Raw genomic sequence first — 12,595 nt, forward strand, 5'->3', positions numbered from 1 at the left:
ATTTCTTCGATATGAAAAAAATCATCTTTTTAATACTCGCACTCTGTCTCCTTTTTTTAGGTTTTAGTTTTATTTTTCAAACGATGGATAAGCGGAATGCGGATGACAATAAGGCGAAACAAACGGTTAAAGCGAAAGCTGATGTGAAAAAGCCTCGTGAAATCGCTATTCCGACACTATTTGTTCATGGCTACGCAGGCACAAAAAATTCACTTGGTGGCATGATAAAGAGACTCGAATCACAAAATGATGCAACGAAATCACTTGTGATTACGGTTAAATCAGACGGCACACTTGATATTACGGGTAACTATGACAAATTTAGTCATAATCCACTCATTCAAGTTTTATTCGAAAATAATAAAAGTTCGATGGTCAATCAGACGGAATGGTTGAAAACGGTAGGTAAAGCGCTAAAATCGGACTACCATATTACAAAGATGAATGCAGTCGGGCATTCGATGGGCGGCGTTAGTTTGACAAATTATGTGGAGCAAACTGGAAATGACGCCGCATACCCGACGCTTGAAAAGCTCGTTTTAATTGGCGCCCCGCTAAACGGGCTAGCAATTGGTAACAGCGCATATGATTTGACGGATACAGGACCAAAAACAGAAACGGAACGCTATGCGAATTTTATTCAACATCAAGCATCGATTCCTAAATCGCTCGAAGTATACACTATTGCTGGTGATAAATTGGATGGCACAAAAAGTGATGGGAGCGTCCCTGTTTCAAGCGCGCTTTCTGGGAAATTCATTTTTTCGGATATTTTAAACTATGAAGAAAAGGTTTTTGAAGGCAGCAATGCTGAACATAGCAAATTGCATGAAAACCCGGAAGTCGATGCTGTTATCGGCGACTTTTTATGGATTTCAAACGGATAAGATAACGCAAAAAATCACGCCGGCCTGGCGTGATTTTTCTTTTACAAGTTAAAGGATAGGCGAATCATATCGCGGCATTCAATGCCATTTTCGAAAATGGGTTCGGGGTAATGTTTCGTGAAATAATCTTTTTCGATATGCGTCATTCTGAATCCACATTTTTGGTAGAGCGCGAGCTGGCTCACACTGGAATTGCCTGTTCCGAGTTCAATTGTTCTGGCGCCGTATTTTTGTGCGATATTAATCGCCTGCGTAATGAGGTTTTTTCCGTAGCCTAAGCCCCTTTTTTCTTCCAAAATAGCGATGTTCATGATTTCAATGGTTTTGGGGCGGGTTTTTAGTAAAACGATTGTACCGATGAGTTGCTCATGCTCGAAAAGGCCGTAGCATTCGCCGCGTGCCAAGTAATCTGCGACGATTTCCTTTGATGGATCAGCATCGTAAAGTAGTGCATACGGGTAGTTTTCCGTGATTTTACGCATCATCGTTTTTCTTCCTCCTACCGAAAAAGTTTTTACGTGGTATTTCGCTCGTTCTCCGCACATCTAAAAGATCCAAAATAAATACGAATACTGGAATCCCCACAATCAACCCCCAAACGCCGAAAAATGCTTCCGAAAAAATCAGCACAATAAACGTATAAAACACTGGTAAATCGGTTTTTGAAGACATTAATTTTGGGTTTAAAATATACGTTTCGATGGCGTGCACGATGACCACAGTGAGCAAGATATAAAACACATCTGTAAACCCGCCGATGGAATACGCGATAATCGAAAGCGGAATACAAGAAATAATGACACCTGCAACAGGAATCATGCCGAGTACGAAAACCATGATGGATAAGCTAAGAAGCTGCGGAAAGCCCATAAGATAGAGGGCAATCGTCGTAATAAATGTGTTTACAAGTGCAATAAGAAGTTGCGCTTCTAATACGACACCGAATGTTGAAACGAATTTGCTTCCAAAATAAGCGAAATCTTTAAAAATAAAGCCGATTTTGCTTGTGAAAAATTGTGATGTAAACTGCGTGACACGCTCTTTTTCGAGCGAGAAAAACAAACTTAAAATGAGCGCTAAGAAAAAGGACATCCCAATGGCACCAATGCCTGATAATGATGCGATAACAAATTCCACGCTAGCTTCTAAATATTTCTGTATATTCGATTGCTTCAACAAATCCACAATCCAATTTACCATCGTATTGTCGCCCGGCTGGTTATACATGGCAACGAGCATATTCACGAGATCTGAAATTTGCTGGATAAGAATCGGCAAATAATAAACAATCGCGATATATAAAAGCGCGGCAACGAGTATGTACAAAAAAATAACAATGAGTCGTCTCGGAATTCGAACGCGCTTTAAAATCACATTTTCGAGCCTTGTGACTAAAAACGCAAAGATAAACGTGAGTAAAATTAAATCTATCATACTGCGAACTAAATAAATGAGCACGCCAAGAATGACAAAAACAAAAAGTCGTCTCGGGGTGTCTTTCTTTAAGAACTGTGCGAACCATTCCATTTCGCCATTCCTCCTCTTCAATACTTTCAATGATAGCACATCTCCTTCCTCATCGCTATTTACAACCATTTAAAATTCCTTTACAATAAACCTATCATCCTACCTTTAATTGAAAGAGGGATTTTATGAAATCGAAAATTGAGCGAACAACGCTTAGTAAGCAAGTTTATACCTTTATTGAAGAAAAAATCCATTCAGGTGAATGGCAAGTGGGCGATAAAATTCCGAGTGAGAAACATTTGATGGAAGACTTGAAAATTAGTCGAAATACTCTCCGGGAAGCCGTCCAAGCTTTATCCCAAATGGGGCTTTTAGAAGTACGTCAAGGGAACGGGACGTTTGTTGTGGCGAATAGTCCGCTTCAAGCTGTTTTGCAGGAGCGTGTTTCGAAGTCTTCTTTGCTCGAAATTTTTGAAGCTAGGCATGCGCTGGAGAGTGAAATTGTGGCTCTTGCGTGTGCTAGGCGAACGGAAGCTGATCTTGAGTCGCTTTATGCGCTTGTGAAAAAATGCCAGCAGGCGGCTAACATTGACGAATTTATTCAAGCGGATATGGCGTTACATCATACTATGGCACTTTGTTCGAAAAATGAGCTCCTCACGGATATTTATGCACATTTATTTGATAAAATTCACACCTCCATTATGCACTCGACGTTGCTTCAGGCAGATCGTTTGAATAGTCACGAGGCATTAGTTGAGGCTATTTCACATCAAGATGTCAAAAAAGCACAACATGAGGTGGATTCCTACATTTCACTTTACAAAAATCGAATTTCAGATGAGGGGTTTTAATTGGTTATGCTAGAAAACAAACAGGTTGCACGCAATCAAAAGATATTTTTAATGGCTGGCATCGTTTTGGTGGCTGTCAATTTGCGGATGCCGCTCACGGCTGTCAGTCCACTGCTCGATTATATTCGCGAAAGCATGCCTATTTCGAATACGCTAGCAGGATTTTTAACGACTCTGCCACTCATTGCGTTTGCGCTTATTTCTCCTTTTGTTTCAAAAATTAGTCAAAAAACGGGGGTTGAAAAACTCGTTTTTTATACGCTACTTATGATTTTACTTGGCAGTATCATTCGTCCTATCGGCAATCTAACTTTTTTGCTTGTCGGCACGCTTTTTATCGGGATTGGGATTGCGTTTGGAAATGTGATTATTCCTAGTTTAATCAAAAAAGAGTTTCCGTTTCAACTTGGCATGATGACTGGAATTTATTCCATTTCAATGAACTTATTTGCGGCGATTGCTTCTGGTTTAAGTGTTCCTATTGCGACTCAGCTCAGCGGCAATTGGCAGGCGACACTTTTTATTTGGGCGGGCTTTGTGGCGGTGGCCCTTTTAATTTGGCTGCCACAACTTTCAACTAAACGAGCCCAATTGGAACAGACGCATGTAGTGGAACAAAGTCAAACGGGGAATGTATGGCATTCTAAAATGGCGTGGCAAATTGCGGCAATGATGGGAATTCAATCGGCTGTCTTTTACATTTCGGTGGCATTCTTGCCTGTCATGGTTCAAGAACAAGGCTTTTCTAGCGCTGAAGGTGGTTTTATGCTTTCGCTCATGCAATTTGGCATTATGCCTATCACGTTTATCGTTCCTATCATTGCATTTAAAATGAAGAATCAGCGCGTACTCGTTTTATTTTCAGCGATTATGATGGTTCTTGGCATTTTAGGTTTGCTCTTGCCGATTCAAAATCTTGCGATGCTCGCTGTTGCGATAGTATGTCTTGGCATTGGCTCGGGGACTTCCTTTAGTCTTTGTATGATGTTCTTCAATTTGCGGACCAACACGGCGAAAGAAGCGGCGGATATGTCAGGTATGGCGCAATCAATTGGTTATCTGCTTGCAGCTTGTGGGCCGATTTTGTTCGGCATTTTGCATGACTGGCTAGGAAGTTTTATGGTGCCGCTCATCATTCTTCTGCTCGCACTTGGCGTTTTTTGTATTTGTGGTATGGGCGCGGTTCGCAATAAAACGATTTTTGATGCTTAAAAGCTCACGCCAAATAAGACGGAAGACAGATGGCGAGACTGGCCATCTGTCTTCCGTCTTATTTTATTCTAATTTCGCAAGGCGCAACTGGTCTTGTTTGATTTCTTCAAGTAGGTCGCTATCCTTGTAAAGTTGTAGCGCAGTCAAAGCGAGTAATTTTGCCCCAAGTAAAAGGGCTTTATCTCCTTCGCTTGATTTTGCTGCTTCGCGAAATTCATCTGTGTGCGCGACGAGCGTTTCTGGTCCGATTTTAATAAAGGGGTGAATGGTTGGAATGACTTGGCTGACGTTGCCTGCATCGCTCGACCCGACCCCAACTCCGTCTGTATCGCACGGAATATCTAACTGCTTTGCGATCTCGGCGAAAAGGTGATTAAACGGCTTATTTACCCAGACATTGTCAACTCCGTTTTGAATACGAATTGCGTTCATCTTAGCGCCGGTTTGTAAAGCGGCACCTTCTGCGACTTGGATAACGCGTTCGGTTAAAGTATTTAAGTTCTTGCGCTTCGCGGCGCGAACGAAAAAGCGCGCTTTCGCGTAATCTGGCACAATATTCGCCGCTTTACCGCCGTCCGTTATGATACCATGAATGCTCGCATCTTTTGGCAAATGCTGTCTAAGCGCATTAATCCCGTTGTAGAATTGAATGACGCCGTCCAGCGCGTTAATTCCTGCCTCCGGATTAGTTGCTGCGTGTGCCGCCTTTCCAATAAATTCAAAATCAAGCACATCAACGGCCGGGGCTGGCACCGTAACATGTGTTTTCCCATTTGGGTGAATCATAAGTGCTGCGTCAATATTAGCAAATAATCCCTCGCGCACGAAACTTCCCTTCGCACTGCCATTTGGCCCGCCTTCCTCAGCTGGCGTACCGTAAACGAGCACATCTCCACCAATTTCCGCCAAAACACGCGCAAGCGAAATCGCCGCAAATACACTCGTCGTTCCAATAAGATTATGACCGCACGCGTGCCCGAGCCCAGGAAGCGCATCGTACTCCGCCAAAAAGACAACTCGAGGCCCTTTTTTCCCACTGCTTTTTTCGGCAATAAAGGCTGTTTCATGACTAGCAACACCGCGTTTCAAAGTGAAACCTTCTTTTTCAAGTGTGTCCGCCAAAAGCTGACTCGCAAAAAACTCTTCATTCCCAATTTCCGGCCGCGCATGAATCGCGTGACTCATCGCCACAAACGTCGCCTGATTTTCCTCTAAATACGTCAAAATTTGCTCTTCCAAAATCCATCCCCCTATTCAAAAGACCTCAGTCTGATTGTGCCATGGTACGTTTTGCTTCAGTTTAGAGTTTTCCTTACAATCTGAGACCTCTTTTCAAAGAAAAGAGGTCCGATTTTTTATTAATATACCGCGCTTACACGTTCATGTCAACGCCTGTTTTGTTTCCGAAGGCGTTCCAATTTTTCTGCGATACGCGATTTGGCCGCTGCAGTGGCTGCTTCATTTTTTGTCACCGTACCGTCTTCTGCAATCAAAACGGCGTCGCCTTCTTTTAGGTCGGTTGGAATTTTAGCTTGTGCGATTTCAAATTCCGTTTCATCTGGTTTTATAAGAAACACCGCGATGCCATCTTCAATTCGGTCAAGCACTGCTTCCATTCTGTTCACCTACTTCGTTACCGCAATTCCTTGCGCTTTGATTTGTCTTACAATGCCATCACCAATTCCGTTAATCCGTTTTAAATCGTCAACCTTTTCATAAGGCCGCTCCGCAATGATTTTGCCTGCCAGTTCTGGACCGATAAGCGGTAAAAATTGTAATTCCTCTAGTGAAGCCGTATTTAAATTGATGGAAGTTGGCATTTCTTCCGACTTTCCTTCGTCGGTTTTGGATTCTGCCCGTTGTTTCGTATCCGCTTTATAACTGCTTCCGGATTTGGGCGTGCCCGCTTTTTCCGTAGCCACATTAAGCGTTTGTCCGTCTGTCGTAATCGTCACCGTACCGTTCACATCTGTTCCGTAAGTTTGAATGTTTCGCTCTTTTAGCCATTCCAAAACCTCGACGTGAGGATGCCCGTAACTGTTCCCCTTTTCCGCAGAATAAATTGCTACTTCCGGCTCTACTTTATCCAAGAAAAAAGGTTGGTTTGAAGTGGAAGAACCATGGTGCCCGAGGTCTAAGATGTCGGCTTTCAGGTTGATGCCGCTGTCCACCATCTCCTCTTCGCGCCCCTTTTCAGCATCCCCAGTGAAAATCGCCGAAATGTCCTTGTATGTAAGCCTGATTGCAATACTATCATTATTTGCATCGTTACTAAGTGTTTTTGGGCTTAAAACGGAGAGTTCAAACGGTCCAAAAGACGCCTCATCTCCTGTTCTGGGTTCCTTATATGCCGCTCCAGAATCAAGCGCCGCATCAATAACGCGCTCATAAATTGAGCTATTAAAAGTTAAGCCGTCCATCCAAATTTCCTTTGGCTTGTATGTTTGAATAATTTTATCGGCGTTGCCAATATGATCGGCGTGCGGATGCGTCAAAAGAAGCAAATCAATTTTTTCGACATTTTTTTCTTTTAAGTACGTCAAAATGCGATTGTCATCGCTCCGCCCAGTATCAATTAAAATGGTCGTGCCGTCGTCCGCCTCAATTAGGGTGCTGTCCCCTTGACCAACGTCAAAAAATGTAAAACTTGCGCCATCTAACTTTTCCGAAGAAACCTTGCTTTCCGCTTCTCCTGAAACGATGGACATGTTGCTACAACCCGATAATACGAGTAGTGCAGCAAATAAAACTACTAATTTTTTCATCTAGTAAAAACCCCCTGTTTTAGTAGCTTAACAGAACGTACGTTTTGCGTCAATCTAAAAAAACTGCAAGCTTTACGCTTGCAGTTCATTAACTTCGCATTTACTTGACCGTTTCCGTGAAGGAATATTTGACTTCCTCTGTTTCAGGATTATAGTCAATTTCCCAGTCGTGCTCTTTGAAGAACCAATAATCATGCTCTTCGATAAAGAACAGAATGCCTTCTTCTTGATCGGTTACAACGGCTTCGTTCGGGACAGCAGCAGAAACTCCAATTGAAAAACCTGGATGCAAGGAACTATTGGAGCCACCGTATTTAGCGAAAAGGCGAATACCGTTATCGCCTGATACATCGAACTCATCTTTAAACCAGCTTTGGGCATTTTCCGTCACTTTGATTTCCATAATTTCACTCCTCATTCCTTAATGGTTTATAGTTAGATTAGCAGATTTTTAATGATTAATCATGCATTCTGCTTTTATGCTTGATTTTTTTATACCTCTTTTCGCAAAACTTTAAACATTTTGTTAGATAACAATTTTCCCATACAAGTTCTGTTATATAACATCATTTGTGCAAAAAAAAAGATGTGACTGCGCGCCACATCTTTCTCTCCTTATTTATCCAAAGGGCCTTTGCCAAGATAAGCTTTAAACATCCAAATATGTTTGTCAATCTCTGCTTTGAAGCCGATTAGCATGTCATTTGTAACATCATCGCCTTCTTTTTCAGAAAGCTCAATCCCTTGCTTATACTCATCGCGGAGAAGTTCCAACGTGCCTACAAGATCTTCCATCAACTCTTCCATCGTTTTTGGTTTCGTGTAAGGTGCTTCTTCAACACTCGCATTGTCTAAAAATTCTTTTAATGTGCTGAACGGGCTACCGCCAATCGCAAGTAAACGTTCCGCTACTTCGTCCATTTGTTCCCCAAATTCGCTATATAAGTCATCCATTTTTTCGTGTAAGGTGAAGAAACTGCGTCCGCGCATATACCAATGAATTTGGTGAATTTTTACCGTGAATACGTTTAAATTAGCGACTTGGTGGTTTAAGAATTCCTTTGTATCTACCGAGTTAATTGTTTTCATAATATCTTTTCTCCTCCTAAATTATAATTACTATTATATAATAATTATTATAAACTAATCCCCACATTTTGTCCAGTGTGGAAAGTATCACAATCTAAGTTTACCACAAAATCATTTTCCTAAACGATTTATTGTTGCAACGTTTAAAAATCTTTAGCATAATGGAATTTGGAGGTGTTTAAAATGTGGCTAGCATCCAAAACGGCGCCTGCTTTAGCGCGTGACATCGAAGCGTTTGAAGCGGCAAATCAAATTCAGTTACCTACGGCGTACCGGGCACTAATCGCGAAACAAAATGGCGGCTTCATTCAAAAAAATCATTTTAAAACGAGCGAGCCAACATCTTATGGCTTTGATTTTCTGGAAGTCTATCAAATTTTTGGCCTGCACAATTTAATCACAGAGCCTCCGGCAGCATCTGAAAATCCACTTTCTGGAAAGATTATTTATTTTTCTAAGGACGGCGAACGCTATCTTGGTTTTGATTATAAAACGGCTTTGCCGAGCATTTTATACGCCGATTTTGAAACCTTGCAGACGCTTACGATTGCCGCAAACTTTGATACATTTTTAGCGCAGCTTTACTTTGAGCCATTTGAATATGAAAATGTGACAACTTATGGGCACGCGAAACTTGATCAGATGCTCCTTCAGGCGGACTTTGATGGGAGAAGGAAAATTTTGACCTTGCTTGAAGACGAAGCAGATAAGCCGTGGTTTTTACATCATATTAGGACGCTTATTTTGGAAGGTGACGCGAAAAATGCTTTTACGCTATTTGAAAATCAAATTTTATATTTTAGACGAAAATTACCAAAAGCTCTTGTGAACGAACTTTTTCAGCAGTTTCAAGCTTGCGGTATTGATATTTCGACTTTAGAGAAGGAATGGAAGGGAGAATCATCATGATTAAAGTGATTTTTGTATGCCTTGGGAATATTTGTCGTTCTCCGATGGCGGAAGGCTTTTTTAGAAAGCAAGTGGAGGACGCGCATTTAGCTGACCAATTCGAAATCGATTCGGCAGCAACGGGTACGTGGAATTTAGGAAATCCCCCTCATCGCGGCACGCAAAAGGTTTTAGAAAAACATCAAATTGATTTCAGTCATATGCGCGCGCGGAAAATTAGTTTAGCGGATTTTGAAACGGCGGATTACATTATCGGAATGGACGATGCCAATTTAGAAGATATTTTAGCGTTAGGCGGTGCAAACAGCTCAGCCTCGATTTATAAATTGATGGATTTTGTACCAAATAGTGACCGTTCGAGCGTCCCCGATCCGTATTATACGGGAGATTTTGATGAAACAGAACGTCTTGTCACAGCGGGAACAGAAGGACTTTTACAAACGATTCGAACGAAACATAACCTATAAAATGTTTGGCGCATGCCAAATTGTGGTACTAATTAACGTACAATCAAAGGATTTGAGGTTTTAATATGTTAGGTATCATTTGGGGAATTATTGTCGTTTTATTCGTCGTTTGGCTTATCGGATTGATTTTTCATATCGCAGGTGGCTTAATTAACATCCTCCTCGTTGTGATTTTAGTTCTCATTATCTGGAACTTAATTCAATCTGCTAGAAACAAGCGAAACCAGTAATAGAACCGAAAAAAGCGCTAGTGAGTTTATCACTAACGCTTTTTTTATTTTGTTCCTAAATGCTTACTTTCGATAAAAGCCTTCAATTCCATACGCGTTTTTTGGCTCATGCCTTTTGCAATTTGTTCCGTCCAAGCTTCAATGCGCGCGCCGCCAGTTCGTTCCTTGTAATAGTCACGAATGATTTCATCATACGCATAATACAATTCTTTTTCTTTATTCCTATAGGTGTTCTCATGATAAATTAACCCTTCTGGCATTCGCGGTTTAGGCGCAGAATTTTGCACGGGCTGTCCCACTGTTAAACCGAATAGTGGAATCGCATAATCCGGAATGTTCAATAGCTCCGACACTTTCTTCAAATCATTCCGGATTCCACCAATATAGCAAACCCCGAGCCCCATCGATTCGGCTGCGAGCGCCATATTTTGGGCCGCAAGCGCCGCATCAATAACCGCCACTAAAAACTTCTCGGTTGTTTCTAAAGAATCGGCCGAAGCGTTGTATGCTTCCGCAATGCGTTTATTCCTTGCTAAATCTGCGACAAAAACGAAAAATTGCCCCGTTTTTTCAATGTAGCCCGTATTGTTCGCAATTTTTGCTAGTTCCCTGCGAAGCGATTTATCACTTACCCCGATAATCGAATAGGCTTGAACAAAATTGGAAGTAGAAGCCGCTTGTGCACTTTTCACGAGCAAGGTAATTTGCTCCTCCGAAAGCGGCTTATCTTCAAACTCACGTACCGAATAATGCCCTAAAATTTGTTCAATCGTTTCATTCATTTTAACTACCCCTTTAATCTTCAAAAACTTGGTGTTCATAGTGCGGCGCCTGATCTAGTTCGCCAAAATTTTGTTGCCGCAAAGCTTCATAAATTAAAATCGCAGCCGTATTCGACAAATTAAGCGACCTGATTTTATCCGTCATCGGAATTCTAAGCGCCGTTTCCTCATGTGCCTTTAAAAGCTCATCAGGCAGTCCTGTCGTTTCCTTTCCAAACACAAAAAAGTAATCTTTATCTGGATTGCTATAATTCACATCGCTATATACGTGGCGGCCGAATTTCGTAATAAAATAAAACTCCCCACCCGCATTTTTTTCAAAAAACTCATCTAGTGAGTCATAATAATTTAATTTTACGTGGTCCCAGTAATCTAGGCCTGCGCGTTTCAACATTTTGTCATCTGTGCTAAAACCGAGTGGGCGAATAAGATGTAAATACGTATCCGTCCCTGCGCATGTGCGCGAAATATTTCCCGTGTTCGCCGGGATTTCTGGTTGATAAAGTACGATATGATTTGCCATTTTTTACTCACCTTACTCCTAAAATTTTTTTCGCTTGTTTAATTTCTGCCAAAACGTCATTGTCCGTTTCTGCTTTTTCTGCCGTTAAAATGGCTGTTTCCGCGTTTTGGCCACCAATTCTAGCGAGCGCCCATGCGGCAGTACCGCGAATGACTGGCCGCGCATCATGCAACAAGCAGCCGATTAAGTCGGGTATCGCCGTTTTATCTTTATATCGCGCCAGAATAATAATTGCGTTTCTTTGAATCGGCTTTTTCCCCCGCCAAGAGCCTGCCATATGCCCAAATTGCTCCTTAAATTCGCGATTTGAAATGTGCAGAAGCGGTTTCAATTCCGGCCGCACGCGTTCTGGGTCTGGTTCCATTTCAGGGTGCAAGTGGAAATCATGACCGCGATTATACGGACAAACAACTTGGCACGTATCGCAACCATATAAACGATTATGCAACACATCGCGATATTTTTCTTCTAAAAAGCCTTTTGTTTGCGTTAAATAGCTTAAGCAAATTTTGGGATTCATTGCGCCTTCGCCGAGTAGTGAGCCAGTCGGGCAAGCTTTAACGCACTGATTGCAGTCACCGCACAAGTCGCCAATTGGCTCATCTGGCGGGAAAGCAATGTTCGTTAGCATTTCGCCTAAGTACACCCATGAACCGTATTCTTTCGTAATTAACAGCGTGTTTTTACCGCGAGCACCGATACCTGCTCGTTCTGCCACAGCCACATCAGATAATTCGCCCGTATCGACCATGCTTTTCATTTTAGCTTCGGGCACTCGTTTTAAAATAAAAGCTTCAATAAGTGCCAGCTTTTCGCGCAAAATCGTATGATAGTCGGTGCCCCAAGAAGCGCGTGCAAAGACGCCACGCCGCGATTCACGCTTGCTCACAGGGCTTTCCTTTAGCTTAGACGGATAGGCGAGCGCAATCGCGATAATGGATTTTGGCTCTTCGAAAATGAGTTCAGGATACACTCGCTCGTTTAAAACGGGATGTTCAAACCCGGTTAAAACCTCTTCTTTTTCGGCAATTTCCAAACGTTCTTTTAAAAACAAAAAAGGATCCGCAGTCGTAAAGCCAATTTTCTGCACACCAATTTCGGTCGCATACTGAATTATTTCAGCCTTTAGCTTTGTCGTATCCATGCGAAAACCTCCTTTTAAAATAAAAAATAAACGCAATGCTTCGCTTAAAAAGGTCGAAACACTGCGTTAGTAACAGTATGTAAAGAGCGGGTGAGGAGAATCGAACTCCCGACAACAGCTTGGAAGGCTGTGGTTTTACCACTAAACTACACCCGCACAATTGGCTTTATGACGTTGTTTGTAACAACTTTTATATCATAACACCAGATACTAATTTTGACAAGACCTTTTTTAAAAATTTATGTTTTTTTTTGTTAAAAATTGGG

The 12,595-nt window shown here is 41.9% G+C and carries 16 protein-coding genes and 1 tRNA gene; 6 read left to right on the forward strand and 11 right to left on the reverse strand.

Annotated features, from left to right (window positions below; translation table 11 throughout):
- Window positions 1–11 precede the first annotated feature (11 nt).
- Window positions 12–887 (forward strand): alpha/beta hydrolase, encoded by an 876-nt coding sequence (locus tag CFT42_RS02710; protein WP_088809109.1) that lies wholly within the window; start codon window positions 12–14, stop codon window positions 885–887.
- 41 nt (window positions 888–928) lie between these two features.
- Here CFT42_RS02710 and CFT42_RS02715 read toward each other — a convergent pair whose 3' ends face one another.
- Together CFT42_RS02715 and CFT42_RS02720 are read right to left on the reverse strand one after the other, a co-directional pair.
- Window positions 929–1,372, reverse strand: a complete 444-nt coding sequence (locus CFT42_RS02715; RefSeq protein WP_088815319.1) for a GNAT family N-acetyltransferase — start codon at window positions 1,370–1,372, stop codon at window positions 929–931.
- On the reverse strand, window positions 1,362–2,414 hold the full coding sequence (locus CFT42_RS02720; RefSeq protein WP_088809111.1) for an AI-2E family transporter: 1,053 nt from the start codon (window positions 2,412–2,414) through the stop codon (window positions 1,362–1,364). Before CFT42_RS02720 ends, CFT42_RS02715 begins: the two co-directional genes overlap by 11 nt.
- Before the next feature lie 125 nt (window positions 2,415–2,539).
- Between CFT42_RS02720 and CFT42_RS02725 the strand changes: the two genes are divergently transcribed.
- The gene (locus CFT42_RS02725) at window positions 2,540–3,208 is read left to right on the forward strand and encodes a FadR/GntR family transcriptional regulator (RefSeq protein WP_088815320.1); all 669 of its coding nucleotides are present in this window, start codon (window positions 2,540–2,542) and stop codon (window positions 3,206–3,208) included.
- A gap of 6 nt (window positions 3,209–3,214) precedes the next feature.
- Entirely contained in the window at window positions 3,215–4,420 is a 1,206-nt protein-coding gene (locus CFT42_RS02730) for a CynX/NimT family MFS transporter (RefSeq protein ID WP_088815504.1), read from the forward strand.
- Between the two features lie 63 nt (window positions 4,421–4,483).
- Here the strand turns inward: CFT42_RS02730 and CFT42_RS02735 are convergent, their stop codons facing one another.
- The 5 genes from CFT42_RS02735 to CFT42_RS02755 form a co-directional block, all read right to left on the reverse strand.
- Complete coding sequence (locus CFT42_RS02735) at window positions 4,484–5,605, reverse strand: M20 family metallopeptidase (protein WP_088815505.1); 1,122 nt, start codon at window positions 5,603–5,605, stop codon at window positions 4,484–4,486.
- A gap of 200 nt (window positions 5,606–5,805) precedes the next feature.
- Entirely contained in the window at window positions 5,806–6,036 is a 231-nt protein-coding gene (locus CFT42_RS02740) for a DUF3006 domain-containing protein (protein ID WP_088815321.1), read from the reverse strand.
- Between the two features lie 9 nt (window positions 6,037–6,045).
- The gene (locus CFT42_RS02745) at window positions 6,046–7,185 is read right to left on the reverse strand and encodes an MBL fold metallo-hydrolase (RefSeq protein ID WP_088815322.1); all 1,140 of its coding nucleotides are present in this window, start codon (window positions 7,183–7,185) and stop codon (window positions 6,046–6,048) included.
- Window positions 7,186–7,285: 100 nt separating this feature from the next.
- A complete protein-coding gene (locus CFT42_RS02750; RefSeq protein WP_088809115.1) occupies window positions 7,286–7,588 on the reverse strand; it encodes a HesB/YadR/YfhF family protein in 303 nt (100 codons plus the stop codon).
- Window positions 7,589–7,800: 212 nt separating this feature from the next.
- The gene (locus CFT42_RS02755; RefSeq protein WP_088809116.1) at window positions 7,801–8,274 is read right to left on the reverse strand and encodes a Dps family protein; all 474 of its coding nucleotides are present in this window, start codon (window positions 8,272–8,274) and stop codon (window positions 7,801–7,803) included.
- Window positions 8,275–8,457: 183 nt separating this feature from the next.
- Between CFT42_RS02755 and CFT42_RS02760 the strand changes: the two genes are divergently transcribed.
- The 3 genes from CFT42_RS02760 to CFT42_RS02770 all read left to right on the forward strand — a co-directional run bounded on the left by CFT42_RS02760 (window position 8,458) and on the right by CFT42_RS02770 (window position 9,880).
- Window positions 8,458–9,183, forward strand: a complete 726-nt coding sequence (locus CFT42_RS02760; protein WP_088815323.1) for an SMI1/KNR4 family protein — start codon at window positions 8,458–8,460, stop codon at window positions 9,181–9,183.
- A complete protein-coding gene (locus CFT42_RS02765) occupies window positions 9,180–9,650 on the forward strand; it encodes a low molecular weight protein-tyrosine-phosphatase (RefSeq protein WP_088815324.1) in 471 nt (156 codons plus the stop codon). The genes CFT42_RS02760 and CFT42_RS02765 overlap by 4 nt, the downstream gene beginning before the upstream one ends.
- Window positions 9,651–9,715: 65 nt before the next feature.
- Window positions 9,716–9,880 carry a lmo0937 family membrane protein gene (locus tag CFT42_RS02770; RefSeq protein WP_088809119.1) on the forward strand — a complete coding sequence of 55 codons (165 nt, stop codon included), beginning with the start codon at window positions 9,716–9,718 and terminating at the stop codon, window positions 9,878–9,880.
- Between the two features lie 44 nt (window positions 9,881–9,924).
- Here the strand turns inward: CFT42_RS02770 and nfsA are convergent, their stop codons facing one another.
- The 4 genes from nfsA to CFT42_RS02790 all read right to left on the reverse strand — a co-directional run bounded on the left by nfsA (window position 9,925) and on the right by CFT42_RS02790 (window position 12,485).
- The gene (nfsA, locus tag CFT42_RS02775) at window positions 9,925–10,662 is read right to left on the reverse strand and encodes an oxygen-insensitive NADPH nitroreductase (RefSeq protein ID WP_088815325.1); all 738 of its coding nucleotides are present in this window, start codon (window positions 10,660–10,662) and stop codon (window positions 9,925–9,927) included.
- Window positions 10,663–10,675: 13 nt separating this feature from the next.
- A complete protein-coding gene (trmL, locus tag CFT42_RS02780; RefSeq protein WP_088809121.1) occupies window positions 10,676–11,185 on the reverse strand; it encodes a tRNA (uridine(34)/cytosine(34)/5-carboxymethylaminomethyluridine(34)-2'-O)-methyltransferase TrmL in 510 nt (169 codons plus the stop codon).
- Between the two features lie 7 nt (window positions 11,186–11,192).
- Window positions 11,193–12,329, reverse strand: a complete 1,137-nt coding sequence (queG, locus tag CFT42_RS02785) for a tRNA epoxyqueuosine(34) reductase QueG (RefSeq protein ID WP_088815326.1) — start codon at window positions 12,327–12,329, stop codon at window positions 11,193–11,195.
- Window positions 12,330–12,414: 85 nt separating this feature from the next.
- Window positions 12,415–12,485: transfer RNA gene (locus tag CFT42_RS02790), tRNA-Gly, on the reverse strand.
- Window positions 12,486–12,595: the final 110 nt, after the last annotated feature.

Origin of the sequence: Listeria goaensis (genome assembly GCF_900186125.1) — a bacterium.
GTDB classification, from domain to species: domain Bacteria; phylum Bacillota; class Bacilli; order Lactobacillales; family Listeriaceae; genus Listeria; species Listeria goaensis.